Annotated in this window: 22 protein-coding genes; 11 read left to right on the plus strand and 11 right to left on the minus strand. The window is 59.8% G+C overall.

Annotated elements, in window-relative coordinates; all coding sequences use genetic code 11:
* Nucleotides 1-85 precede the first annotated feature (85 nt).
* The gene (gene metK / locus KVH01_RS07150; protein WP_043046210.1) at nt 86-1,276 is read right to left on the minus strand and encodes a methionine adenosyltransferase; all 1,191 of its coding nucleotides are present in this window, start codon (nt 1,274-1,276) and stop codon (nt 86-88) included.
* A gap of 19 nt (nt 1,277-1,295) precedes the next feature.
* Nucleotides 1,296-2,291 carry an ArsR/SmtB family transcription factor gene (locus KVH01_RS07155; protein ID WP_217880891.1) on the minus strand — a complete coding sequence of 332 codons (996 nt, stop codon included), beginning with the start codon at nt 2,289-2,291 and terminating at the stop codon, nt 1,296-1,298.
* Nucleotides 2,292-2,550: 259 nt separating this feature from the next.
* Between KVH01_RS07155 and tkt the strand changes: the two genes are divergently transcribed.
* From tkt to fba, 6 genes are all read left to right on the plus strand, one after another.
* Entirely contained in the window at nt 2,551-4,548 is a 1,998-nt protein-coding gene (tkt, locus tag KVH01_RS07160; RefSeq protein WP_043046207.1) for a transketolase, read from the plus strand.
* A gap of 169 nt (nt 4,549-4,717) precedes the next feature.
* Complete coding sequence (gene epd / locus KVH01_RS07165; RefSeq protein WP_217880892.1) at nt 4,718-5,773, plus strand: erythrose-4-phosphate dehydrogenase; 1,056 nt, start codon at nt 4,718-4,720, stop codon at nt 5,771-5,773.
* Nucleotides 5,774-5,790: 17 nt separating this feature from the next.
* Entirely contained in the window at nt 5,791-6,954 is a 1,164-nt protein-coding gene (locus KVH01_RS07170; RefSeq protein WP_043046203.1) for a phosphoglycerate kinase, read from the plus strand.
* A gap of 31 nt (nt 6,955-6,985) precedes the next feature.
* A complete protein-coding gene (locus KVH01_RS07175; RefSeq protein WP_217880893.1) occupies nt 6,986-7,213 on the plus strand; it encodes a putative periplasmic lipoprotein in 228 nt (75 codons plus the stop codon).
* Between the two features lie 63 nt (nt 7,214-7,276).
* On the plus strand, nt 7,277-7,609 hold the full coding sequence (locus KVH01_RS07180; RefSeq protein WP_217880894.1) for an MliC family protein: 333 nt from the start codon (nt 7,277-7,279) through the stop codon (nt 7,607-7,609).
* Nucleotides 7,610-7,891: 282 nt separating this feature from the next.
* On the plus strand, nt 7,892-8,956 hold the full coding sequence (fba, locus tag KVH01_RS07185; RefSeq protein WP_003177554.1) for a class II fructose-bisphosphate aldolase: 1,065 nt from the start codon (nt 7,892-7,894) through the stop codon (nt 8,954-8,956).
* A gap of 154 nt (nt 8,957-9,110) precedes the next feature.
* Here fba and KVH01_RS07190 read toward each other — a convergent pair whose 3' ends face one another.
* Entirely contained in the window at nt 9,111-9,422 is a 312-nt protein-coding gene (locus tag KVH01_RS07190) for a hypothetical protein (protein ID WP_124402168.1), read from the minus strand.
* A gap of 332 nt (nt 9,423-9,754) precedes the next feature.
* Between KVH01_RS07190 and KVH01_RS07195 the strand changes: the two genes are divergently transcribed.
* Nucleotides 9,755-10,210: a DUF3757 domain-containing protein gene (locus KVH01_RS07195; protein ID WP_217880895.1), complete on the plus strand. Its 456-nt coding sequence runs from the start codon at nt 9,755-9,757 to the stop codon at nt 10,208-10,210.
* A gap of 101 nt (nt 10,211-10,311) precedes the next feature.
* Here the strand turns inward: KVH01_RS07195 and KVH01_RS07200 are convergent, their stop codons facing one another.
* Together KVH01_RS07200 and KVH01_RS07205 are read right to left on the minus strand one after the other, a co-directional pair.
* The gene (locus tag KVH01_RS07200) at nt 10,312-10,605 is read right to left on the minus strand and encodes a fructose-bisphosphate aldolase (protein ID WP_124402166.1); all 294 of its coding nucleotides are present in this window, start codon (nt 10,603-10,605) and stop codon (nt 10,312-10,314) included.
* Nucleotides 10,606-11,085: 480 nt separating this feature from the next.
* Nucleotides 11,086-11,751, minus strand: coding sequence for a polysaccharide lyase family 7 protein (locus KVH01_RS07205; RefSeq protein WP_217880896.1), 666 nt, complete (start codon nt 11,749-11,751; stop codon nt 11,086-11,088).
* 310 nt (nt 11,752-12,061) lie between these two features.
* On the opposite strand from KVH01_RS07205, the gene KVH01_RS07210 reads away from it, so the two are divergent.
* Genes KVH01_RS07210 through KVH01_RS07220 form a run of 3 tightly spaced genes read left to right on the plus strand, consistent with a single transcriptional unit; the run spans nt 12,062 to nt 15,024 of the window.
* Nucleotides 12,062-14,167: a putative bifunctional diguanylate cyclase/phosphodiesterase gene (locus KVH01_RS07210; protein ID WP_217880897.1), complete on the plus strand. Its 2,106-nt coding sequence runs from the start codon at nt 12,062-12,064 to the stop codon at nt 14,165-14,167.
* A gap of 42 nt (nt 14,168-14,209) precedes the next feature.
* Complete coding sequence (locus tag KVH01_RS07215; RefSeq protein WP_217880898.1) at nt 14,210-14,710, plus strand: M48 metallopeptidase family protein; 501 nt, start codon at nt 14,210-14,212, stop codon at nt 14,708-14,710.
* Between the two features lie 17 nt (nt 14,711-14,727).
* On the plus strand, nt 14,728-15,024 hold the full coding sequence (locus KVH01_RS07220) for a winged helix-turn-helix domain-containing protein (protein ID WP_043046195.1): 297 nt from the start codon (nt 14,728-14,730) through the stop codon (nt 15,022-15,024).
* 49 nt (nt 15,025-15,073) lie between these two features.
* Here the strand turns inward: KVH01_RS07220 and KVH01_RS07225 are convergent, their stop codons facing one another.
* Nucleotides 15,074-15,526: a GNAT family N-acetyltransferase gene (locus KVH01_RS07225; RefSeq protein ID WP_217880899.1), complete on the minus strand. Its 453-nt coding sequence runs from the start codon at nt 15,524-15,526 to the stop codon at nt 15,074-15,076.
* Between the two features lie 198 nt (nt 15,527-15,724).
* On the opposite strand from KVH01_RS07225, the gene KVH01_RS07230 reads away from it, so the two are divergent.
* Nucleotides 15,725-16,462 (plus strand): substrate-binding periplasmic protein, encoded by a 738-nt coding sequence (locus KVH01_RS07230; protein ID WP_217880900.1) that lies wholly within the window; start codon nt 15,725-15,727, stop codon nt 16,460-16,462.
* A gap of 93 nt (nt 16,463-16,555) precedes the next feature.
* On the opposite strand, the gene yccS is transcribed toward KVH01_RS07230, so the two are convergent.
* The 5 genes from yccS to KVH01_RS07255 form a co-directional block, all read right to left on the minus strand.
* Nucleotides 16,556-18,739 (minus strand): YccS family putative transporter, encoded by a 2,184-nt coding sequence (gene yccS, locus KVH01_RS07235; RefSeq protein WP_043046190.1) that lies wholly within the window; start codon nt 18,737-18,739, stop codon nt 16,556-16,558.
* A gap of 232 nt (nt 18,740-18,971) precedes the next feature.
* Nucleotides 18,972-20,150 (minus strand): BaiN/RdsA family NAD(P)/FAD-dependent oxidoreductase, encoded by a 1,179-nt coding sequence (locus KVH01_RS07240; RefSeq protein ID WP_217880901.1) that lies wholly within the window; start codon nt 20,148-20,150, stop codon nt 18,972-18,974.
* 98 nt (nt 20,151-20,248) lie between these two features.
* Nucleotides 20,249-21,586 carry an ATP-dependent RNA helicase DbpA gene (gene dbpA / locus KVH01_RS07245; protein WP_264083551.1) on the minus strand — a complete coding sequence of 446 codons (1,338 nt, stop codon included), beginning with the start codon at nt 21,584-21,586 and terminating at the stop codon, nt 20,249-20,251.
* Nucleotides 21,587-21,716: 130 nt separating this feature from the next.
* The gene (gene mdtD, locus KVH01_RS07250) at nt 21,717-23,144 is read right to left on the minus strand and encodes a multidrug transporter subunit MdtD (RefSeq protein WP_124402158.1); all 1,428 of its coding nucleotides are present in this window, start codon (nt 23,142-23,144) and stop codon (nt 21,717-21,719) included.
* Nucleotides 23,145-23,179: 35 nt separating this feature from the next.
* Nucleotides 23,180-24,070, minus strand: coding sequence for an alpha/beta fold hydrolase (locus tag KVH01_RS07255; RefSeq protein WP_217880903.1), 891 nt, complete (start codon nt 24,068-24,070; stop codon nt 23,180-23,182).
* Nucleotides 24,071-24,142 lie beyond the last annotated feature (72 nt).

Consider the following 24,142-nt stretch of genomic DNA (forward strand, 5'->3'; position numbering starts at 1 on the left):
ACAGCCTAAGTCATCCAAGTGCCCACAAAAAAGCCCCGACTGCTCGGGGCTTTTTACCGGGTGTTTCTATCTGTCGCGCGAACGCTTACAGGCCGGCGGCAGTGCGCAGGTCGTTGGCGCGGTCGGTTTTTTCCCAGGTGAAGGTGCTGAAGGTGTCGTCGCCAACGGTCTTCTGCGCCGGGGTACGACCGAAGTGGCCGTAGGCTGCGGTTTCCTGGTACATCGGGTGCAGCAGGTCAAGCATGGTGGTGATCGCGTAGGGGCGCAGGTCGAAGATCTCACGTACGAGCTTGACGATCTTGTCATCGCTGATCTTGCCGGTGCCGAAGGTATTCAGCGAAATCGACGTCGGCTGGGCCACGCCGATGGCGTAGGAAACCTGGATTTCGCAGCGCTCGGCCAGACCGGCAGCCACAATGTTCTTGGCCACATAGCGACCGGCGTAAGCCGCGGAACGGTCAACCTTGGAGGGATCCTTGCCGGAGAACGCGCCGCCGCCGTGACGGGCCATGCCGCCGTAGCTGTCGACGATGATCTTGCGCCCGGTCAGGCCGCAGTCGCCCACCGGGCCGCCGATGATGAACTGGCCGGTCGGGTTGATATGGAACTGGGTGTCCTTGGTCAGCAACTCGGCAGGCAACACGTGCTTGACGATCAGCTCCATCACGCCTTCGCGCAGGTCGGCATAGGACACGTCCGGGTTGTGCTGGGTCGACAATACAACGGCGTCGATCCCCACGACCTTGCCGCCTTCGTAGCGGCAGGTCACCTGGGACTTGGCGTCCGGGCGCAGCCATGGCAACAATCCGGATTTACGCGCCTCGGCCTGACGCTGCACCAGCTGGTGCGAGAAGGTGATCGGCGCCGGCATCAGCACGTCGGTCTCGTTGCTGGCGTAGCCGAACATCAGGCCCTGGTCGCCGGCGCCCTGGTCTTCAGGCTTGGCACGGTCAACACCCTGGTTGATGTCAGGCGACTGCTTGCCGATGATGTTCATCACGCCGCAGGTCGCGCCATCGAAGCCGACGTCGGAGCTGTTGTAGCCAATATCGGTGATCACATCACGAACGATCTGCTCCAGGTCGACCCAGGCGGTGGTGGTGACTTCACCGGCGATGATCGCCACGCCCGTTTTCACCAGCGTCTCGCACGCCACGCGGGCGAACTTGTCTTCAGCGATGATAGCGTCCAGCACCGCGTCAGAGATCTGGTCGGCGATTTTGTCCGGATGCCCTTCAGACACGGACTCGGAGGTGAAAAGGGAGTATTCGCTCATCTCGATGTTTTCCTGATATTTACCGATGGTGAGTGTCGCCAGCCGGCCGCTGAAAATGGCGGACCTGAATCTGGAAACCATTACGTAAACCTACATAGAGGCTTTCCCCGGGAACGAGTCCCGCAGCGGTGGCCCAACGGGCCAGATCGTCCTGTTCAAAACCCAGCCAGAGATCACCGCAGGCCTCCTTGGCCCAATTCTGGTTGTGGCTGCATAAATCCGTCACCAGCAGGCTACCGCCGGGGTGCAGCAACCCGGCCATTTGCTTGAGGGCGTCGGCCGGGGCGGCGAAATGGTGCAAGACCATGTTCAGTACCACGCAATCGGCCCGCAGGCCGGTGTCATCCAGGGCGTCGGCCAACTGCAGGCGCACATTGCCCAGGGCTTCGCGTTCACACAGCTGGCGCGCCAGCTCCAGCATCGCCGGGCTGTTGTCCAGCGCCGTGACCTGCACAAAGCGGCGCGCCAGTTCCGGCAGGAAACCGCCGTCGCCAGGGCCGACTTCCAGGGCCGTGGCCTTATCACTGAAGCTCAGCTTGTCCAATAGCGCCAGCACGCTTTCGCGGTACTGGGCCAGCCCGGCGATCAGGTCCTGCTGGGCGCGGAACTTGTCGGCAACCCGGGAAAAAAAGTCCTGGCTGGCGGCGGCGCGTTGCCCGTGCACCTGGCCGATCCGCGCTTGCACATCGCTTGGCAGGCCCAGGTTGTCCACTTCCTCAAGCAAGGCCGCGTGCAGTTTGCCGCCCAACTGTTCGGTGTGGGGCAGGGCGCGGCGGTAAAAGATCGCATTGCCTTCGCGGCGGGTGGCCACCAGGTCGGCCTGGGCCAGCACCTTCAAATGGTGGCTCATGCCGGACTGGCCGATGGCGAAGATCTGCGCCAGTTCCAATACCCCGAAAGAATCGTTGGCCAGTGCACGCAATACGTTCAAGCGCAACGGATCGCCAGCGGCCTTGCACAAGGCTGCAAGCTCATCGCCATCGTCAGGACGCAGGGAGGGCACGGGTATGTTCATAAGGCCAGCAGTCTAGTGACGGGTTGGGATCCCCGCAAGGTCAATATCAAAAAGTTTTGATATTGATCGATAAGTGGCGGTTATAAGCCACCGCTATAACCCTTAGACGAACCTGTGGCAGGGTTCTGCAAGGGATAACTGTAGAAACCTGGGGAAAAAGCCCTTCAAGTGACTATCTGTCATTGCCCGCAGGCGGTGGCTGAGGGAAAATGCCGGTCCTTTTTTCCGTTTCTTTTAAGCAAACTCCAGGAGATCAGCGATGCCCAGCCGTCGTGAGCGTGCCAACGCCATTCGTGCCCTCAGCATGGATGCCGTGCAAAAAGCCAACAGCGGCCATCCCGGTGCCCCGATGGGCATGGCGGATATCGCCGAGGTACTTTGGCGTGACTACCTGAAACACAACCCGAGCAACCCGTCGTTCGCCGACCGCGATCGCTTCGTGCTGTCCAACGGCCACGGCTCGATGCTGATCTACTCGCTGCTGCACCTGACCGGCTACGACGTCACCATCGACGACCTCAAGAGCTTCCGCCAGCTGCACAGCCGGACCCCGGGCCACCCGGAATTCGGCTACACCCCAGGCGTGGAGACCACCACCGGTCCCCTGGGCCAAGGCCTGGCCAACGCCGTAGGCTTTGCGCTGGCGGAAAAAGTCCTGGGCGCGCAGTTCAACCGCCCCGGCCACGACATTGTCGACCACCACACCTACGTGTTCCTGGGTGATGGCTGCATGATGGAAGGCATTTCCCATGAAGTCGCGTCCCTGGCTGGCACTCTCGGCCTGGGCAAGCTGATTGCCTTCTACGATGACAACGGCATCTCCATCGACGGTGAAGTCGAAGGCTGGTTTACCGACGACACCCCCAAGCGTTTCGAAGCCTACAACTGGCAGGTGATTCGCAACGTCGACGGCCATGATCCTGAAGAAATCAAGATCGCCATCGACACCGCGCGCAAGAGCGCACAGCCGACCCTGATCTGCTGCAAGACCACTATCGGCTTCGGCTCTCCGAACAAGCAAGGTAAAGAAGACTGCCACGGCGCCCCACTGGGTGACGCGGAAATCGCCCTGACCCGCGAGGCGCTGAAGTGGAACCACGGCCCGTTTGAAATCCCGGCCGACATCTACGCCGAATGGGATGCCAAGGAGAAAGGCCTGGCCACCGAAGCCGAATGGGACCAGCGTTTCGCTGCCTACTCCGCCGAATTCCCGGAACTGGCCAACGAGCTGGTACGCCGTCTGGCCGGTGACCTGCCTGCCGACTTCTCGGCGAAAGCCTCGGCCTACATCGCTGAAGTCGCAGCCAAGGGCGAGACCATCGCCAGCCGTAAAGCCAGCCAGAACACCCTGAACGCGTTTGGCCCGCTGCTGCCTGAGATTCTCGGCGGCTCGGCCGACCTGGCCGGTTCCAACCTGACCCTGTGGAAAGGTTGCAAAGGTGTCTCGGCAGAAGATGCCAGCGGCAACTACATGTACTACGGCGTGCGCGAGTTCGGCATGAGCGCCATCATGAACGGCGTGTCCCTGCACGGCGGCCTGGTGCCATACGGCGCGACCTTCCTGATGTTCATGGAATACGCCCGTAACGCCGTGCGCATGGCCGCACTGATGAAGAAACGCGTGATCCATGTGTACACCCACGACTCCATCGGCCTGGGCGAAGACGGCCCGACGCACCAGCCGGTCGAGCAACTGACCAGTCTGCGTACCACGCCGAACCTGGATTGCTGGCGCCCGGCCGACGCGGTCGAATCCGCCGTGGCCTGGAAGCACGCCATCGAGCGCAAGGACGGCCCTTCGGCACTGATCTTCTCGCGTCAGAACCTGCAACACCAGGTGCGTACCGACGCGCAGATCGCCGATATCAGCCGTGGTGGCTATGTGCTCAAGGACTGCATCGGCGAACCGGAGCTGATCCTGATCTCCACTGGTTCCGAAGTGGGCCTGACCGTCCAGGCCTACGACAAGCTGACCGCCCAGGGCCGCAATGTGCGTGTTGTATCCATGCCGTGCACCAGCGTGTTCGAAGCCCAGGACGCCGGCTACAAGCAGTCGGTGTTGCCTTTGCAGGTCAGCGCGCGTATCGCTGTCGAAGCGGCCCACGCCGACTACTGGTACAAATACGTGGGCCTGGAAGGCCGCGTGATCGGCATGACCACCTACGGTGAGTCGGCGCCGGCACCAGCGTTGTTCGAAGAGTTCGGTTTCACCCTGGAAAATATCCTGGGTCAGGCTGAAGAGCTGCTGGAAGACTAAGGCGCTAACGCGGTGGCCCACTGGTCACCGCCTCTACTGTAGGAGCGAGCTTGCTCGCGAAGATCGTTAACGATAACGCAGTGTTTCTGGTTTAACGCGGCGCTCTCAAGTTCTTCGCGAGCAAGCTCGCTCCTACAGTGGTTTGTGTCGCCCACAATGCGAGAACCCCATGCCCCAACCGCGTCCTTACAAAGTTGCACTCAACGGCTACGGCCGCATTGGTCGTTGCGTCTTGCGTGCGCTGTTCGAGCGAGGGGCGGCGGCCGGGTTTGAAATTGTTGCGATCAACGATCTGGCCGATATGGCCAGTATCGAATACCTGACACGCTTTGACTCCACCCACGGCCGCTTTCCCGGCGAAGTGCGGGTCGACGGCGATTGTCTGCATATCAATGGCGACTGCGTGAAAGTGTTGCGCAGTGCCACGCCCGAGGGCATCGACTGGGCGGCGCTGGGCGTCGACCTGGTGTTGGAATGCTCCGGTGCCTATCACACTCGTGCCGATGGCCAGCGTTTTCTCGATGCCGGCGCGCCGCGTGTACTGTTTTCCCAGCCGATGGCCAGCGAGGCAGATGTCGATGCCACCATCGTCTACGGCATCAACCAGGATTGCCTGACCGGCGATGAGCTGCTGGTGTCCAACGCCTCGTGCACCACCAACTGCAGCGTGCCGTTGTTGCGCCTGCTGGATCAGGCGATCGGCGTTGATTACGTGTCGATCACCACGATTCACTCGGCGATGAATGATCAACCGGTAATCGACGCCTATCACCACGAAGACCTGCGCCGTACGCGTTCGGCGTTCCAGTCGGTGATTCCGGTGTCCACAGGTTTGGCTCGCGGCATCGAGCGACTGTTGCCGGAACTTGCCGGGCGAATCCAGGCCAAAGCCGTACGGGTGCCGACGGTGAATGTGTCTTGCCTGGATATCACCATGCAAACCGTCAGCGACACCGATGCGACGGAGGTCAACCGGATCCTGCGCGAGGCCGCCACCAGCGGCCCGCTCAAAGGCTTGCTGGCCTACACCGAGTTGCCCCACGCCAGTTGCGATTTCAACCATGACCCGCATTCGGCGATTGTCGATGCCAGCCAGACTCGCGTTTCCGGCCCGAGGCTGGTGAACATCCTGGCCTGGTTCGACAACGAGTGGGGCTTTGCCAACCGAATGCTGGATGTTGCGGAACATTATCTGCACATCGCTTCTAAACAACCTCAACAGTAATTCAGGAACTGCGACCCATGACCGTGTTGAAGATGACCGACCTCGATCTGCAAGGTAAGCGCGTACTGATCCGCGAAGACCTCAACGTCCCAGTCAAGGACGGTGTTGTCACCAGCGACGCGCGAATCCTGGCCTCGCTGCCGACCATCAAGCTGGCCCTGGAAAAAGGCGCGGCCGTGATGGTCTGCTCCCACTTGGGTCGCCCGACCGAAGGTGAGTTTTCTGCTGAAAACAGCCTCAAGCCGGTAGCTGAATACCTGAGCAAGGCCCTGGGCCGTGATGTGCCGTTGGTGGCTGACTACCTGGGTGGCGTTGATGTTAAGCCTGGCGACATCGTGCTGTTCGAAAACGTGCGCTTCAACAAGGGCGAGAAGAAGAACAGCGACGAACTGGCCCAGCAATATGCCGCGCTGTGCGATGTATTCGTGATGGACGCTTTCGGCACTGCGCACCGTGCCGAAGGTTCGACCCACGGTGTGGCCAAGTTCGCCAAAGTCGCCGCTGCCGGCCCGCTGCTGGCCGCTGAACTGGATGCATTGGGCAAAGCCCTGGGCGCTCCGGCCCAGCCGATGGCCGCCATCGTCGCCGGCTCCAAGGTCTCCACCAAGTTGGATGTACTCAATAGCCTCAGCCAGATCTGCAACCAGCTGATTGTCGGCGGCGGCATTGCCAACACCTTCCTGGCCGCAGCCGGCCATCCGGTGGGCAAGTCCCTGTATGAGCCGGATCTGTTGGATACCGCCCGCGCCATCGCCGCCAAAGTCAGCGTGCCATTGCCGGTGGACGTGGTCGTTGCCAAAGAGTTCGCTGAAAGCGCCGAAGCCACCGTCAAGCTCATCGCTGACGTGGCCGCTGACGACATGATCCTGGATATCGGCCCGCAAACTGCGGCCAACTTCGCCGAACTGCTCAAGGCATCCCAGACTATTCTGTGGAATGGCCCGGTGGGCGTGTTCGAGTTCGACCAGTTCGGCAACGGCACAAAGGTACTGGCCAAGGCGATCGCCGAAAGCTCGGCTTTCTCCATCGCCGGCGGTGGCGACACTCTGGCGGCCATCGATAAATACGGCGTTGCTGATCAGATCTCCTACATTTCTACCGGTGGCGGCGCTTTCCTCGAGTTCGTCGAGGGCAAGGTGCTGCCAGCCGTGGAAGTGCTGGAAACCCGAGCCAAGGGCTAAGGCTCGCATGATCAGGAAAAGGAGTGTTCCCATGATCAAGTCGTTGGCACTGGTAGTCGCAGCGGGCCTGCTGGCCGGCTGCAGCAGCACGCCAAGTGCGGCGCCCGAGGTGGATAACGCCAAGGCCCCGCTGAAAAAAAGCTGTTACCAGGCTGACTGGCAAGCCGAGACCATGCCGGTGATCAACAAGCGCATCGGCAACGAACGGCTGGAGAAATACGATTCCGCGCCCAACGGTCAGGAACAGGGCTGCCCATGACGGGTCTGATCCACTAACCGACAGCAAAGGCGGCCTTCCGGGGTCGCCGTTCGAGGATTGGCAATGAAAGGCGTTTTCGCCCTGGCAGCCCTGGCCCTGTTGGCTGGCTGCAGCAGCATGAACATGTTTAACAAGGCAGAGCCTGCCGATAAGTGGACCACCTGGACCTGCGACAGCAAGGCCGAGGTCAACTGGCGCTTTGCTAACCAGGCCCGTAGCGAGGTGGATGTACGCCTCGGTGGTTCGGACCAGGTTTACCGTCTCAAGCAGGACGTGGCGGCCTCGGGCGCGCTGTACAGCGATGGCCAGTTGGCGTTTCACACCAAGGGTGAGGAAGGCCTGGTTTACTGGGTGGCCACCGATGATTTGATCGGGCGCGGCTGTAAGGCCAACTGAGATCATGAAATGAGACCCAAATGTGGGAGGGGGTGGTGCGACGATTCGACTTGCCCCCGATTGCAGTGTGTCAGCCCGCACACAGGTGTCAGGATGACCGCTATCGGGAGCAAGCCCCCTCCCACATTGATTCGGTTTCAGATTGGAATTTGAGTCGGCTACACCAGCAATAACGATTCAGCAGCACAAGGCTCAACCCCTTGATCTGCAATAACTTGAATAGCAGCCGCCGCTACGGCAGGCTTGCACGATTAACGACCCTCGACCGGGAGAGACAACACAATGGCACTTATCAGCATGCGTCAAATGCTGGACCACGCAGCCGAATTCGGCTACGGCGTTCCAGCCTTTAACGTCAACAACCTTGAGCAGATGCGCGCCATCATGGAAGCCGCTGACAAGACCGACTCCCCAGTGATCGTCCAGGCTTCGGCCGGTGCGCGCAAATACGCCGGGGCCCCGTTCCTGCGTCACCTGATCCTCGCCGCCATCGAAGAATTCCCGCATATCCCGGTGTGCATGCACCAGGACCACGGCACCAGCCCTGACGTGTGCCAGCGCTCCATCCAGCTGGGTTTCAGCTCGGTGATGATGGATGGCTCCCTCGGCGAAGACGGCAAGACCCCGACCGACTACGAATACAACGTACGCGTCACCCAACAAACCGTCGCCATGGCTCACGCCTGCGGCGTATCGGTTGAAGGCGAGCTGGGCTGCCTGGGTTCGCTTGAAACCGGCATGGCCGGCGAAGAAGACGGCATCGGCGCCGAAGGCGTGCTCGATCACAGTCAGATGCTGACCGACCCGGAAGAAGCTGCCGACTTCGTCAAGAAGACCCAAGTCGACGCCCTGGCCATCGCCATCGGCACCAGCCACGGCGCCTACAAGTTCACCAAGCCACCTACTGGCGACGTGCTGGCCATCGACCGCATCAAGGAAATCCACAAGCGCATCCCTAATACCCACCTGGTGATGCACGGCTCTTCCTCGGTACCGCAAGAGTGGCTGGCGATCATCAACCAGTACGGCGGCGACATTAAAGAAACCTACGGCGTACCGGTTGAAGAAATCGTCGAAGGCATCAAGTACGGCGTGCGCAAGGTCAACATCGATACTGACCTGCGCCTGGCGTCCACCGGTGCGATGCGTCGCCTGATGGCCACCAATCCGAGCGAGTTCGATCCGCGTAAGTTCTTCGGTGCGACTGTGACGGCGATGCGTGATGTGTGTATCGCGCGTTACGAAGCTTTCGGTACTGCCGGCAATGCTTCGAAGATCAAGCCGATTTCGTTGGAAGCGATGTACCAGCGGTATTTGAAAGGTGAGTTGAACGCTAAGGTGAATTGAGCCTTAGGCCTTAAAAAAAGAACCCACAGTGTGTGGGTTCTTTTTTTGGTTTCGTTAAAAAGCCATAAGCTTTTAACTTATTACGCTGGTATGCTTGGAAAGAATCATGTCGTGCGCATGAAAAAGTCGAATAGCAACTGTTTTTAATCGATTGTTACTGTCGGCCCAGCCCGAAGCCCTGATATGTCCAAACCCCATTTGGGCCTGCGAAGTTACGACCGCCACTTAACGTTCTAAAGTCGGAAGTATTGAAGGTCCAGCTTTCAGAGTTGTTTCCGATAGTGCCTGTCAACATAATAGTCGTGGTGGTTGCTCCGATGGTTTGATGTCCTGTGAGTGTGCCGGTTTGTCCATTCACGCTGGCAGTGGCTGTAACTGGACCGCCGATGTCATCACTGCTAGTAATATATAGGTAAATGTGATCGCCGCCGTAAGAGCCGAAGTAGTTTCCGACGAGTTGTCCCATGATGATATTCCTTTCATTCTGTTTAAAGATAGGTAGGTGTTTCGTCTCTTCAGTGACGTGAGAAATACTAAGAGATTTGCTGGGGGGCGTGACCTGTCAAAGATGACAGTTTTTTATAACGTTTGGCTATTAGCTATATGGCTTGAACTGATTAAGGACAGCGGATTTATTTAGCGAAGGGACAGGTTCTCCAAAGCTACGCCTTTTTGAAGTTATTAATATTCCATCGCTTATTTCGAATTTCAATTTAAAACTGTCAAAGTTGACAGTATCGTTCGCCGTTAATTTCCGCACACTGGGGGGGCAGTAAATCAACCAGGGAAGAATACGCTATGAACTATTCGCATCTTTTGAAGTGCCTTCCAAGCATCACTTTGGTCAGCGCATTGGCGCTGACGGGGAATGCCTATGCCGCGCCCCTAACGTGCCCGGATGTCTCAACTATCAAGGCGGTGAGCATTCGATTTTCAGATGGCGAGCAGGAATGGAATGGCGAGCAGCTCATTGAAGATAGCTCGATGGCTGCGGAATTTGAGTTTTTAGGCGCGGCGATCAAGCAGGGAGCAGACAGCGAAACGAAGTTGCCTTATAGCTATGTGATCTGCAATTACGGAGGCAAAGGCAAGGATGACTATTTAAGGCTGTCCAAGCGATTTACCTTACCTCCAGTGGCTAAAGGCAACGCTTGGAGTGAGGAAAAGGAATGTAAAAATGGCAATATCACAAACTGTACTTTTGAGCTGGTGAATTCAAAAGGTCCGGCGAAATTTACATTGCCTTCTCAGTAGCTAGGCGAAGCTATCGCGGGATAAGGACGGGCCCGCGAGAGGATTATTTAAATATGATCTATGAAAAACCCGCAGACATGCGGGTTTTTGCCGGAGTTTGATTAGACGGCGCTGAGCGTATCGAACCCTCGATGCTCAATCACTCGAAACACATCGCTCACGTCCTGAACCAGTATGCGTGCAGTGTTGGCGATGTTGTTCAGGTCGCGCTCAGCGAAGTCCGGCAGGCTGGAACAGGCCATCAGGTTGAGGTGTTCAAGGGCCGCGTTGAGGCGTTCGCGCAGGCAGGCGTGGAGGTCGAGCAGTGGGGCGTCGCTGTCGATCAGGAGCACGGGGTGATCGGTGGCGGTTTCGGTGCAGGGGGTGAAGCGGCGGGGTGGTAGTTGTTGGGTCATGGTGAATCCTTAACTCGAAAGAAGATTGACCACCGTTTGCTGCGAAACAAATTAGGTGGCAGCTGTACGCGGGTTCGCAGACCGAGGAGTTAAGACCCGGCAGACCCGAAGGTCTCCCACGCACAGCCGCCATAACAAAGACGGCCATCGGCAAGAATACCGGGACTGTTTTGACGGGTGCGGTTTAACTCTGTAGGGCTGCGAAACCCTATCGCTGTTCAGCCAGCGACGGGGGAACTATAAGCTGCGAATTGACTGGCCGCAACGGTCCTGTAGGACTAGCACCGGGCTCTCAGGCCAAGCGGGGCAAGTGTGGGAGGGGGCTTGCTCCCGATTGCGGTGGGTCAGTCACCGCTATTGGAGCTGACACACTGCTATCGGGAGCAAGCCCCCTCCCACAGGGGATTTAATCGTCTGGATTTATCGGGGAATGATCCGTGGGCTTATCGGACGTTGCCTACTCGAAATAGGCTAATCCATTTACTCGTGATCAATATCCAACTTCGCAAACGTCACCCGCGCGCCTTCCTGGCTGTCCCCACTGTTGTCCTGCACATACACCCCGGCCTTGAAGTACAACGGCTTGTCGCCCCAGGCCGCGCCTATGCGTTCATTCCACTCGCTGTCGGCGGCATACACGCTGAGCAGCCCGGCTTTGTTGAGGTTGATCACGTAGGTGAAGCTCTTCTCCAGCGGCACATTGGAGGCGACGATGATCACCCGGCTGTCGGCTTCATCCGGGCGCATGCGCACCTTGGCGACGAGGTTGCCGGTCTGGGTTTTTTCCTTGAACTGGTACTCCAGCTTGATCAGCGGCTTTTGGCTGTCATAGGCGTGGATCTGGCCGATCACGATCTTGCCGGAGGAGGGCACCTGGTTCACCGCGAGGGTGGCGCGCAGGAAGTTGTCGGCCTCGGGGTAGGTCCAGTTACGCAAGCGGCCGTCGGCGTAGGTTTCGCGCAGTTCGCTGCGTGGGTAGATGGCGTTTTCGGTGCGGGTGCCGGTAACGGGGGTCCAGAACTGCACGTCGCTGCCTTCGGCCTGGAAGTATTGATCGTTGAAGCCGCTCAGTAGCCTCGGGGTGTCGATGGTCGTGGGCGGGGAGCCGACCGGAATGCTCAGGTTCCAGGTGGAAAGGTCGATCATGGTGTTGGCCTTTTACAGAGGGTGAAAGCGTTGGCCCGCAGGCCTTACCGGTTCTTTATAGGCGCTGCTCGTACGATTGTTAAACAATTGCTGGCAATTTATTGGCGTCAGAGGAATGCCAAAAAGCCATGTTGCCCATGAATCGCGGGCTACAGGGCCTTACCGTTAGTCGGCTTCCTTGGCTTTGGTGCAATGAGGGCATCTGCGTCACTTCTGCTTTTTTGGAACCGGGGCTAGAGTGAGCCCTCAGTGTTTATCCGGCCTTTGTATCAGAAGTGACCGGTGCAGCTCCTTACGGAAGAGACGTAGCATGGATGGCGCTCCACAACCCGGCGGTGCAAGTTCGGTTCTCCTGGTGGTCGATGACTACCCGGAAAACCTCGTCAGCATGCGTGCGCTGTTGCAACGTGAAGACTGGCAGGTGATCACCGCCACGTCCGGTATGGAGGCCTTGGAGTTGCTGCTGGCCCACGATGTCGACTTGGTGCTGCTGGACGTGCGCATGCCCGGTATGGACGGCTTCGAGGTGGCGCGCTTGATGCGTGGCAGCCAACGTACGCGCATGACGCCAATTATCTTTCTGACAGCCACCGCCCAATCCCCCGCGGCAGTGCTTGAAGGCTATGCCAGCGGGGCGATCGACTACCTGTTCAAACCGTTTGACCCGCATATCCTCAAGCCTAAGGTGCAAGCCTTGCTTGAGCATCAGCGCAACCGCCGTGCCTTGCAGCGCCTGAGCCATGACCTGGAACTGGCCCGCGCCTTCAATGCCTCGGTGCTGGATAACGCCGCCGAGGGCATTCTGGTGGTGGGTGAAGCCAGTGTGATCGAGTACGCCAACCCGGCCATTTCACGACTGTTGAATGCCACGATGGATGAGCTGCAGGGTGAGAGTTTCCTGAGTTTCCTGCAAAAACCCCATGTGCCCGCCTGGTTGGGCTTCCCGATGTACGAGGCGTATCGCAGAGGCGAGACATGGCGCCAGCATGACGCCATTTTGCGTACGGGGCGCGGCCAGCAGGTGCCGGTGGCGTTGTCCTGTGCACCCTTGCCCGCCGAGCAGAAGGCTATGGTCGTGACGGTGCTGGACATGTCCGAGGTTCGCCATCTTCATCAGCAACTGGAGTTCCAAGCGGTGACCGACCCGTTGACCGGGCTGCTCAATCGTCGAGGATTTCATCAGGCCGTGGAGAACACTTTGTTGCGCAGCGAACGCAACGAACAGGCGCTGGTGTTGCTGTATCTGGACCTGGATGGCTTCAAGCGGGTCAACGATACGCTGGGCCACGACGCTGGCGACCGCGTGCTGCGCTGGGTGTCGGAACAGATGCAGGCCTGCCTGCGTTCCTACGATATTCTCGGGCGTATGGGTGGGGACGAGTTCACCGCATTGCTGGAACTGGAATTCGCCGAACAGGCGGCGAAGATCGCGGAAAAGCTCATCGAGCGTGTGTCTGTGTGCCAGCAGGTCGACGGCTTGGACGTGATGCTTGGCGTCAGCATCGGGATTGCGACGTTCCCTGATTGCGGCTCCGACCTGAATGGCCTGTTGCGCGCGGCGGACATTGCCATGTACGAAGCCAAGCGTGCCGGCCGTCAGCAATATCGATATTACGACCAGGAAATGAACGGACGCGCCCGTTCGCGCCTCATGCTTGAAGACAGCGTGCGCACCGCCATTCAAAACAAGGATTTCACCCTGGTGTACCAGCCCCAGGTTTGTGCGGTGGACGGACGTTTGCGTGGCGTCGAGGCGTTGTTGCGCTGGCAGCATCCGAGCGTCGGCGATGTACCCCCGGGTTTGTTCTTGCCGCTGCTGGAAGAGGCGCGGTTGATCAGCCAGTTGAGCGCCTGGATCTACCAGCAAGTCGCTGCCCAGCGCCAGGCCTGGCAGGGCATCTTCGACCCTGAGCTGGTGCTGAGCGTGAGCCTGAGCAGCAGCCAGTTCAATATGCCCAACCTGGCCAGCCAACTGCAGCAGATCCTGGAGCGATATGGGCTGCAGGGGCGGCAACTGGAGGTGGAAATCGGCGAGAACTGCCTGATGAGTAACCTGGAGGAATCGACCAAACAGCTGCAGCTATTGCGCCGGATTGGGGTGCGTATTGCCCTGGATGACTTTGGTTCAGGTCACTGCTCACTGGCCCATTTGCGGGACTTGCAGTTCGACACCCTCAAGCTTGACCCGCAACTGGTGGCGCGCCTGCCCGGTTCGACGCGGGATGCGGCGATGGCACACAGTATCATCCAGTTATGTGGGCATTTTGATGTGCTGGTGATTGCCGAGGGGGTGCAGACTCTTGAGCAAGTTCAGTGGCTCAAGGCCAATGGCTGCACGCACATCCAGGGACCTTGGGCGGCGGCGCCGTTGATGGCCGAGGACATTGCGGGTTGGTCGTACCCGCGTTTGCCTTGAATTGGCTACACTGGCGCCCGTCCGAATTACCTTGCAGACTCCATGACCGCTTTGAAATACCTCCAGGCCTATCCCGCTGCGCTACAGGAGCAAGTGCGCCAACTGATCGCCAACGACCAGTTGGGCGCCTACCTGGAACAGCGTTACCCCGAACGCCACACCGTGCAGAGCGACAAGGCCCTGTACGCCTACGCCCTGGCGTTGAAGCAGGAACACCTGCGCAACGCACCCTCTATTGATAAGGTGCTGTTCGATAACCGTCTGGACCTGACCCATCGTGCCCTGGGTTTGCACACCACGATTTCGCGGGTGCAGGGCGGTAATCTCAAATCCAAGAAGGAGATTCGCATCGCTTCGCTGTTCAAGGAGGCGGCACCGCAGTTCCTGCGCATGATCGTGGTGCACGAGCTGGCCCACTTCAAAGAATCGGACCACAACAAGGCGTTCTACAAACTCTGCCAATACATGATGCCGGACTACCATCAGGTGGAGTTCGACCTACGGGTCTACCTCACCTGGCGAGACCTGCAAGGCAAACCCTGAGCACAAGGCGACTGACCATGGATGTGAGCAAGACCAAAAGCAGCTTCTATCGGCGCCTGTACGTGGCGTACCTGATCGACAGCCAGTTGGCCAGCAGCGTGCCGGCGCTCACCGAAGCCACCGGCATGCCCCGGCGTACCGCCCAGGACACGATTGCGGCGTTGGCGGACCTGGATATCGTCTGCGAGTTTGAGCAGGAAGAAGGGGCGCGCAACCATGCCGGGCATTATCGGATTCGTGAGTGGGGCGCGATTGATCGGCGGTGGATCGAGGCCAATCTTGCGTCTATCAAGCAGGTGTTGGGTTATCCCTGAGTTCGGCGGTGGCGGTGGCGCTATCGGGGGCTTGCCCCCGATGAGGCCCTCAAACCCGCCGCATACCGATATGTGGAATATCGTCTTCCAGGTATTCCTCGCCCGCCACCACAAATCCATACCGTGCGTAATATCCCTGCAAATGTGCCTGCGCCGACAGGTAAACCGGCATTTGCGGCCAGATATCCTCTATGCGCTTGAGCGCTTCATCCATCATCTGATGCCCCAGCCCGCTGCCCCGTGCCACGGGCGCAACGATAACGCGGCCGATCACCACATCGCCGCCCTGGGACTCCGGGTCGAGTAGCCGCAGGTAGGCCACCAACTCATCATTTTGCCAGGCCATAAGGTGGTGAGTGTCACCCGCCAGGTCCTGGCTATCTATGTCCTGGTAGACGCATTTTTGTTCGACGACGAAGACCTCGCTGCGCAGGCGCAGGATGGTGTACAGCTGTTCCTTGCCCAAGTCGTCGTGATGTTTGCAGACCCAATCAACCGTCATGATGTGCGCTCTTATAAAGACTTGCCAGGAATAGTAAGCGCGACGGGCGCTGCTGTCTAAAATTGGCTATTTTGTGAATGGCGTCAATTTGCCATCATTCTGTGCATGCGCCGCGGGCTTCTTTGTGTAATCTGCAATGCAAGCTCATTGATGAGCTACTGTTATCAGGCCATCGCCTGCCCGCCAAGGACTTTAAGCATGCCGAGATTGACTCGTGCCGTTGCTTTGATCGCAGTGTTGTTGCTGGTTCAACCGGCGCTGGCACAACGTTTGCGCCTGGTGGCGGATGGCTGGCCACCGTTTACTGATGCCACCTTGGTCAATGGCGGCTTGGCTACTGATATCGTCCGCACGGCCCTGGCCCGTGCCGGGTATGCCAGTGATTTTGAACAGGTGCCCTGGGCACGCGCATTGAAGGGCGTGGGGGATGGGCGCTACGATGTGCTGATCAACGCCTGGTATAACGAGGACCGCACGCATCTGGGGCAGTTTTCCGGCGAGTACTTGCTTAACCGTGTGCGCTTTCTCAAGCGTAGCGACGATGCCATCGATTATCACAGCCTGGACGCACTGCACGACGAGGCCATCGCCGTGGTGCGCGGTTACGCCTACTCGGCAGCGTTCGATCAAGACACCCAGTTGCAGAAAGTGCCAGTGCACAACTTCGCCATGGCCGTGCGCATGCTGGCGGCGCAGCGTGTGCGACTGACGCTGGAGGATGAATACGTAGCGCGCTATTACCTGGCGCGGGAGTCGCCGCGGGTGCGCGATGCCGTGGTCTTTGTGGGCAAGCCATTGAGCCAGAACAGCCTGCACATCCTGGTCAGCCTGAAGAACCCCGAGCATGCCCAGATCGTCGCCGGTTTTGATCGGGAGATTGCCAGGATGAAGGCTGATGGCAGTTATGCGCGGTTGATGAAGGCGCATGGGATGTAGCGTTCTTGCGGGCCTCATCGGGAGCAAGCCCCCCCCACAAGGGACCGGCGTACACCAATCGAATGTGGGAGGGTGGTTGCTCCCGATAGCGGCCTAAGCCGCGCGGGTATCTTTGATCAAATGCGCCGCCAACGTGCGCAACGGCCCCAACTGCCGGCAAATCAACGCCAACTGCGTCTGTACCAACCGTTGCCCTTCGTCGATCTCATCGGGCATTTGCTCCAGCTCTGCCGCCAGTGCTTCCTCGGCATCACTCTGAATCGCAATCGGCTGTTTATTCGCCAGCCCACTGGCGATCTCGTCGATGCTCAACGCCAGGGCCTGCCCGGCGCCGTCGATCAAATGCTCGCGCACATCGGCCGGCAGCTGGGTTTCGCGGTGCGCACCCAGCCCCGACAAATAGCTGAGCAGGGTGTGGGACAGCACCAGGAAGCGAAAGCCCACATCGGCTTCCTTACGGAAGTGCCCCGGCTCCATCAGCATATTCGCCAGGGTGGTGGACAACGCGGCATCGGCGTTGTGGGCGTTGCGGCGGGCCAGGCGATAGGCCAGGTCGTCGCGTTTGCCGGCGGCGTATTGCTGCATGATCTGGCGCAGGTAGATGCTGTTGCAGGTCAGGGTGTTGGCCAGCACTTTGTTCAGGCGCCGGCCTTGCCAGTCCGGCAGGAACAGGAATACCGCCAGGCCCGCGATCAGGCTGCCGAGCAAGGTATCGAACAGGCGCGGCAGGAACAGCCCGTAGCCATCGCCCACCTGGTTGAAGCAGAACAGCACCATCAGGGTGATCGCCGCCGTGGCCAGGGTGTAGCGCGTGGTGCGGTTGATAAAGAACACCAGGCCCGCGGCGATGGCGAACATTGATTGCACCACGGGGTTGGGAAACAGGTCGAACAGCGCCCAGGCCACGGTGAGGCCGATGGCGGTACCGATGATGCGCTGGCCGAGCTTGCGCCGCGTAGCACCGTAGCTGGGCTGGCAGACAAACAGGGTGGTGAGGATGATCCAGTAACCCTGGGACGCGTGGATCGCATGCAGGGTGCCGTAGCCGATGGTCAGCGCCAATGACAGGCGCAAGGCGTGGCGAAACAGCAGTGAGGTCGGCGTCAATTGGGTGCGCAGGCGTGTCCACATTTCCTTGAGGTTGCGCGGGGCGCGGTCCAGCAGGTTGCTGTCGGTGGCGTCGGCCAGGGCATCGGGGTTGCTGGCATCGCCCAGCAGGCGGTCGAGGGTGGACAGGTTGGCCGCCAAGGCGCGCAGCGAGCGCAACAGGCCACGCCAGGCCGGGTTGCTCTGGATGCGCAGGTGTTCCAGGGAGGCGTTGAGGTCGCCCAGGGCTTCGGCGAAGCTGTCGTCATAGATGAACGGCTGGCGCAGTTGGATCGACTCGGCCAGGGTCTGGCACGCCTTGCCTTGCTGGCGCAGCAGGCGCTGGCAGCGGAACAGCACATCGCTGTGGAAGAAGGCTTCGGTGAGGGCGTTGTAGGGGTAGTGGGAGGAACTGGCGCGCTCGTGGATGTCCTGGGCCAGGAAGTAGAGTTTCAGGTAGCGGCTGACCTTCGAGCCCGGCCGACCGTTGCCGACGCGGTGCAGGATGATTTCCTTGGCCGCATTCAACGCCGCGACCACCCGGCCATTTTGCTGGGCCAGTTCCAGACGGCGTGCTTCCACATCCAACTGGCGTATCGGTTCGAATAAGGATGACTTGAGCTTGAGGTAACGCCCCAGCTCACGGAACAATCGCGCCAGGCTCTGCTGCACCGGCTGGTTGGAAAACAGTACCTGCCACAGCACCGACAGCACCCCGTACCAGGCGGCGCCGGCCACCAGCAGCAACGGTTCATGCCAGAAGTCGGTGACGGCGCCGCCGCGCTGGTCGACGCCGATCATGGTGTAGACCGACAGGATCAACGTGGCCGAGGCAATCGCGCCATAGCGCTCACCCAACGCGCCCAGCATGGTCAGGCAGAAACTGGCCAGGGCCAGGGCGATGGCAAAGATCCAGGGGTAGGGGAACAGCAGCTCCACCGACAGCGCAGCGATGCTGAAACACACCAGCGTCACCGCCAAGGCATTGAGGCGGCCTTGCCAACTGTCATCGGTCTCGGCCAGGGCGCTGGCGATAATCCCCAGGAACAGCGGGATCAGCAGCGTCATTTCATCCTGGTACCAACACAGCGCCATGCTGCCGGTGAGGGCGATGAACACCCGTACGCTGTAGCTGAATTTATCCAGCGCCCACAGGCGCCGCATGGACTGCTTGAACGAGGTCGATGACATGAAGTCTGGAGTCTTCCGGGACAGTGTCGCTAAATTGAGCTATCAAGGACGCCACGGCAAGGGTGGTGATCACATCCAACAGCAAATTTTTCAAGATCCCTACAAAACCAATGTGGGAGGGGGCTTGCTCCCGATAGCGGTGCGTCAGTCAGTTGATGAGTTGACTGGTCCACCGTTATCGGGAGCAAGTCGAATCGTCGCACCGCCCCTCCCACATTTTTACTGCGTTGTGTCAGACGTATTGTGCGGCTGCGTAACCAGATGCCCAGGCCCACTGGAAATTGAACCCGCCCAGGTGGCCGGTCACATCCAGCACTTCACCGATGAAGTACAGGCCAGGGCTTTTCAGCGACTCCATAGTCTTGGACGACACCTCCCGCGTATCCACTCCACCTAAGGTTACCTCAGCAGTGCGATAGCCCTCGGTGCCGGCCGGTACGAGTTGCCAGCTCCCAAGTTTTTGCGCGATATCGGCAATTTCAGCGTGGGTGTACTGCTTCATCGGTTTGGATTCGAACCAGCTTTGGGCCAGCAGGTTGGCCATCTTCTTGGTGAAAATCTCCCCCAGCAGGGTCTTTAACTCACTGTTGGGATGCTCGGCCTGTTGCTGTTGCAGCCAGTCATGGGCGTCATGATCGGGCAACAGGTTGATTTCCACCGTGTCGCCCGATTCCCAGTAGGAAGAGATCTGCAAAATCGCCGGCCCGCTCAGGCCTCGGTGGGTAAACAGGATGTTCTCGCGAAAACTCTGGTTGTTGCAGCTGACCAGGCAATCCACCGAAGTGCCGGACAGCTCGCCGCATAATTCCTTGAGCTGGTCGGTGATGGTGAACGGCACCAGCCCGGCGCGGGTCGGCAGCAGTTCATGGCCGAATTGCCTGGCGACTTGATAGCCAAAACCGGTGGCGCCCAGCGTGGGGATCGACAAACCGCCAGTGGCAATCACCAGGGATTCGCAGCGCAGTTCGCCCAGGGTGGTCTGCAGCTGATAGCCGCTGTCGAGCTTGGCAATCTCCTCAATCGAAGTGTCCAGGTGCAGGCTCACGCCGGTCTGGATGCATTCATCGAGCAGCATGCCGAGGATGTCGCTGGACTTGTTATCGCAGAACAGCTGGCCGAGTTTCTTCTCGTGGTAGGGCACGCCGTGCTTGGCCACCAGCGCGATAAAATCCCACTGGGTATAGCGCGCCAGGGCCGACTTGCAGAAGTGTGCATTGTGCGAAAGGAAGTTGGCCGGCTCGGTGTACATATTGGTGAAGTTACAGCGCCCACCACCGGACATCAGGATCTTCTTGCCGGCTTTGTTGGCGTGGTCGATCAGCATCACCTTGCGCCCGCGTCCGGCAGCAGTCAGTGCGCACATCAAGCCTGCGGCGCCGGCGCCAATGATCACAACTTCGGTCGAGCGCAAAACGGTGTCCTCATACAAATTCTGAATTGGAATACAGTCAAATGTGGGAGGGGGCTTGCTCCCTCCCACATTGGATCTTCATTGGATTAAAGGTCGTTTTACAGGATCCGCACGCGCAACGACCGGCCCTTGATCTTGCCATCATTCAAGCGCTGCAACGCCTGCTTGGCGATCCCGCGTTCCACGGCCACGAATGCCTGGAAATCAAAGATCGCGATCTTGCCGACCTGGGTGCCCGGGATGCCGGCTTCACCGGTCAACGCGCCGAGGATGTCGCCTGGGCGGACCTTGTCTTTACGCCCGGCGGCGATGCACAGGGTGCTCATCTGCGGCAGCAGCGGGCCACCGCTTTGCGGCTTGAGGTTGTCCAGTTGATCCCAGTTCAGCGGCGACTTCTGCAGTTGCTCGATGGCCTGGGCGCGGTGCGCTTCGGACGGCGCCACCAGGCTGATGGCGATACCGGTCTCACCGGCACGACCGGTGCGGCCGACGCGGTGGATGTGAATTTCCGAGTCGCGGGCCAGTTCGACGTTGATCACCATGTCCAGCGAGTCGATGTCCAGGCCGCGGGCGGCGACGTCTGTGGCGACCAGCACGGAGGTGCTGCGGTTGGCGAACATGGCCAGTACCTGGTCACGGTCGCGCTGTTCCAGGTCACCGTGCAGGCCGACGGCGGAAATGCCTTTGGACGTCAGGTGATCCACGGTTTCCTGCACTTGCTGCTTGGTGAAGCAGAACGCCACGCAGGAAGCAGGGCGGAAGTGCGCCAGGACCTTGGTCACTGCATCCATGCGTTCTTCCGGGGAGATCTCGTAAAAGCGCTGCTCGATCTGGTCATCGGAGTGAAACGCTTCGGCCTTGACCTGTTGCGGCGCACGCATGAACTTGGACGCCAGTTGCTTGATGCTGACCGGGTAGGTGGCCGAGAACAACAGGGTCTGGCGGCGGGGCGGGGTCTTGCTGATGATGTCTTCGATGGCGTCGTAGAAGCCCATGTCGAGCATGCGGTCGGCTTCATCGAGAATCAGCGTGTTCAAGCCGTCGAGCACCAGCGAGCCTTTGCGCAGGTGCTGCTGGATACGGCCCGGGGTGCCGACGATCACGTGGGCGCCATGCTCCAGGGAAGCGATCTGCGGGCCGAGGGACACGCCGCCGCACAGGGTCAGCACCTTGATGTTGTCTTCGGCGCGGGCCAGGCGGCGGATTTCCTTGGCGACCTGGTCGGCCAGCTCACGGGTCGGGCACATTACCAGCGCCTGGCAACCGAAGTAACGTGGGTTGATCGGGTTCAACAGGCCGATGCCGAAGGCGGCGGTCTTGCCGCTGCCGGTCTTGGCCTGGGCAATCAGGTCCAGCCCCTTGAGGATCACCGGCAAGCTTTGCGCCTGGATCTGCGTCATCTCGACATAACCCAGTGAGTCGAGGTTAGCCAGCATGGCGGCGGACAGGGGCAAAGTATTAAAAGCGGTGGCGATGGTAGTCACGGGACTGGCTCTGCAAAACAAAATGTCGCGCAGTGTACCAGTCCCGTGGGATTTTCCCTGCAAGTTCTCGACGAGAAGCCCGTCAGTGCTCGATATCGTGCTCGCGGCTGACTACCCTTTTGCCGTCTTTTGGCGACAATTGCAGGAAGATCGCCGCCGCCAGCATCGCCATGATGCCCACAGTAAGGAAGGTCAACTGGAAGGCCCCGAGCACGCTTTCCACGCCGTCGTTGCCCGCCTCGGCGGTAAAGCCGCCGAGCAATGCACCGGCGCAGGCCACGCCCAGGCTCAGGGACAATTGCGCCACCACCGACAACAAGCTGTTGCCACTGCTGGCCTGGGCGTCGTCGAGATCGATCAGGGTCACGGTGTTCATCGCGGTAAATTGCAGGGAGTTGATCGCCCCCAGCACCGCCAGCATGGCCAACAGCAACGGGTAGGGCGTGTGCTCGCTGACCAGGCCCATGCTCGCCAACATGAGGCCCAGGGCCAAGGTGTTGCCGGTCAGTACGATACGGTAGCCGAGGCGCTCGATCAGCGGCCGGGCCACGGACTTGGCAAACATCGCCGCCGCCGCCAGCGGCAGCATGCTCATCCCGGCTTCCGACGGCGAGTAGCCCAGCGCCACCTGCAACAGCAGTGGCACCAGGAACGGTAATGCGCCGCTGCCCAATCGCGCAAACAGGTTGCCGAGAATGCCCACGGCAAACGTGCGGGTCTTGAACAGTATTGGGGAGAACAGCGGGTTATCGATATGCCCGGCGCGTAACCAGTACGCCGCCAGGCACGCCAGCCCGCCGAACAGCAGCAACATTACCCGCAGGTGCGGCAGGTGCAGTTCGCCCAGGCCTTCCATGGCGATGGTGATCAACACCATGGCTGCGCCGAACAGCAGGAAACCCAGGCCGTCGAAGCGCGTGCGCTCGCTGCCGCGCAGGTCGGGGATGAACTTCCACACGGCGTAACAGCCGATCATGCCCACCGGCAGGTTGATCAGGAAGATCCAGTGCCAGGTCAGGTACTGCACCATCCAGCCGCCCATGGTCGGGCCCAGCAACGGGCCGAGCAGGCCAGGGATGGTGATGAAGCCCATGATGCGCACCAACTCGGAGCGCGGATAAGCCCGCAGTACCACCAAGCGCCCCACCGGCAGCATCAGTGCACCGCCCAAGCCCTGGATCACCCGTGCACCCACCAGCATGGTCAGGCTGCTGGACAATGCACACAGCAGCGAGCCGATGCTGAATAGCATGATCGCGCCAAAGAAGATTTTCTTGGTGCCGAAGCGGTCGGCGATCCAGCCCGATGCAGGAATCAGCAAGGCGACGGTGAGCATGTAGGCGATCACCACCCCCTGCATGCGCAACGGGTTTTCTGCCAGGTCCCGGGCCATGGCCGGCAGTGCGGTGTTGAGGATCGTCCCATCCAGCGACTGCATGAAGAAGGCAATTGCTACCACCCAGGGTAGCCAGCGGGCGGTCTTGGCATCGAGAGGGGCGCGATTCGGCATGGAGACCCTTTGGTTAGCAGGCTATGTGTTGGCGATTATGCGCTAACCCTTAAGCTTTTTCCCACTGGCGGTTCATCCATGCCCGATAACGCTGCATGCTCTCCGACGAGAAAATCCAACAACGCGCGGTGCACTGCCAATGCCGCCTCGCGGGACTCCAGGTCCAGTAGGTGACCGGTGTGTGCGGCAACGGCGAAGCTGCTGCGGCCTACATACTGTTTGAACAATTGGGCGTCCGTGGCCGGGGTGTATTCATCCAGGGTACCGTTGAGAAAGTGCACTGGGGTTTTAATCTGCTGGAGTGCGGGCAGGTAGTTGCCATCGCCCAAGTCCAGTACCTGGTGGATATGAAAGCGTGCCTGGCGGTACTCACTGCTGGTCATGCTCGACAGGTGCCGGTGGTTGTTGCGCTTGAGGCGGGGAGACAGGTATTTGCCGACCGTTTCGTTGAGCAGGTGGCCGACCGCAGACTTGTCATCGGCCTCGATTAACACGCGCACGCGCTCCACGTATTCGAGCATGGCCAGATTGAGGTTGGGCGCCAGGGCCATCACCACCGAGCTTTCGATGGAGGGCGGGTTGTGCGCCAGGGTCAGCAGCGTGGAGATGCCGCCCCACGAGGCCGAGACCAGATGGTCGACCTCGAAGCGTTCCACCAGGGCACGCAGGATTTGTACTTCGTCATCCTTGTTGACCAGGTCGAGGTCGGTGTTGTGTTCGCGTGAATAGCCTGAGAAGGGCAGGTCGAACAGCAGCACATTGAAATGCTCGGCCAGGCATTTGCTGGTACGGGCAAAGGAGCGGGTAGTGGAGAGCGCGCCGTTGACCATCAGTACGGTTTTCTTTTCCGGATTGTTTCCTAGTTGCTCAACATGAACGTTGTAGTGCTTGACCAGCTTTTCAATGACAAAACTTCCATGATTCATGTCAACGCTCCAGCTTGCCCTTTCCCAGGCAAGGTCGTGCTCTCGTGGGTGGGGTGGCGGGTGGCCACCAAC

It is taken from the genome of Pseudomonas khavaziana (assembly GCF_019145205.1).
In the GTDB taxonomy this organism is placed as follows: Bacteria; Pseudomonadota; Gammaproteobacteria; order Pseudomonadales; family Pseudomonadaceae; genus Aquipseudomonas; species Aquipseudomonas khavaziana.

Coding starts and splice junctions, on each gene's coding strand:
- metK (WP_043046210.1), bottom strand. CDS start 1,276: ATGAGCGAATACTCCCTTTTCACCTCCGAGTCCGTGTCTGAAGGGCAT.
- KVH01_RS07155 (WP_217880891.1), bottom strand. CDS start 2,291: ATGAACATACCCGTGCCCTCCCTGCGTCCTGACGATGGCGATGAGCTT.
- tkt (WP_043046207.1), top strand. CDS start 2,551: ATGCCCAGCCGTCGTGAGCGTGCCAACGCCATTCGTGCCCTCAGCATG.
- epd (WP_217880892.1), top strand. CDS start 4,718: ATGCCCCAACCGCGTCCTTACAAAGTTGCACTCAACGGCTACGGCCGC.
- KVH01_RS07170 (WP_043046203.1), top strand. CDS start 5,791: ATGACCGTGTTGAAGATGACCGACCTCGATCTGCAAGGTAAGCGCGTA.
- KVH01_RS07175 (WP_217880893.1), top strand. CDS start 6,986: ATGATCAAGTCGTTGGCACTGGTAGTCGCAGCGGGCCTGCTGGCCGGC.
- KVH01_RS07180 (WP_217880894.1), top strand. CDS start 7,277: ATGAAAGGCGTTTTCGCCCTGGCAGCCCTGGCCCTGTTGGCTGGCTGC.
- fba (WP_003177554.1), top strand. CDS start 7,892: ATGGCACTTATCAGCATGCGTCAAATGCTGGACCACGCAGCCGAATTC.
- KVH01_RS07190 (WP_124402168.1), bottom strand. CDS start 9,422: ATGGGACAACTCGTCGGAAACTACTTCGGCTCTTACGGCGGCGATCAC.
- KVH01_RS07195 (WP_217880895.1), top strand. CDS start 9,755: ATGAACTATTCGCATCTTTTGAAGTGCCTTCCAAGCATCACTTTGGTC.
- KVH01_RS07200 (WP_124402166.1), bottom strand. CDS start 10,605: ATGACCCAACAACTACCACCCCGCCGCTTCACCCCCTGCACCGAAACC.
- KVH01_RS07205 (WP_217880896.1), bottom strand. CDS start 11,751: ATGATCGACCTTTCCACCTGGAACCTGAGCATTCCGGTCGGCTCCCCG.
- KVH01_RS07210 (WP_217880897.1), top strand. CDS start 12,062: ATGGATGGCGCTCCACAACCCGGCGGTGCAAGTTCGGTTCTCCTGGTG.
- KVH01_RS07215 (WP_217880898.1), top strand. CDS start 14,210: ATGACCGCTTTGAAATACCTCCAGGCCTATCCCGCTGCGCTACAGGAG.
- KVH01_RS07220 (WP_043046195.1), top strand. CDS start 14,728: ATGGATGTGAGCAAGACCAAAAGCAGCTTCTATCGGCGCCTGTACGTG.
- KVH01_RS07225 (WP_217880899.1), bottom strand. CDS start 15,526: ATGACGGTTGATTGGGTCTGCAAACATCACGACGACTTGGGCAAGGAA.
- KVH01_RS07230 (WP_217880900.1), top strand. CDS start 15,725: ATGCCGAGATTGACTCGTGCCGTTGCTTTGATCGCAGTGTTGTTGCTG.
- yccS (WP_043046190.1), bottom strand. CDS start 18,739: ATGTCATCGACCTCGTTCAAGCAGTCCATGCGGCGCCTGTGGGCGCTG.
- dbpA (WP_264083551.1), bottom strand. CDS start 21,586: ATGCTGGCTAACCTCGACTCACTGGGTTATGTCGAGATGACGCAGATC.
- mdtD (WP_124402158.1), bottom strand. CDS start 23,144: ATGCCGAATCGCGCCCCTCTCGATGCCAAGACCGCCCGCTGGCTACCC.
- KVH01_RS07255 (WP_217880903.1), bottom strand. CDS start 24,070: ATGAATCATGGAAGTTTTGTCATTGAAAAGCTGGTCAAGCACTACAAC.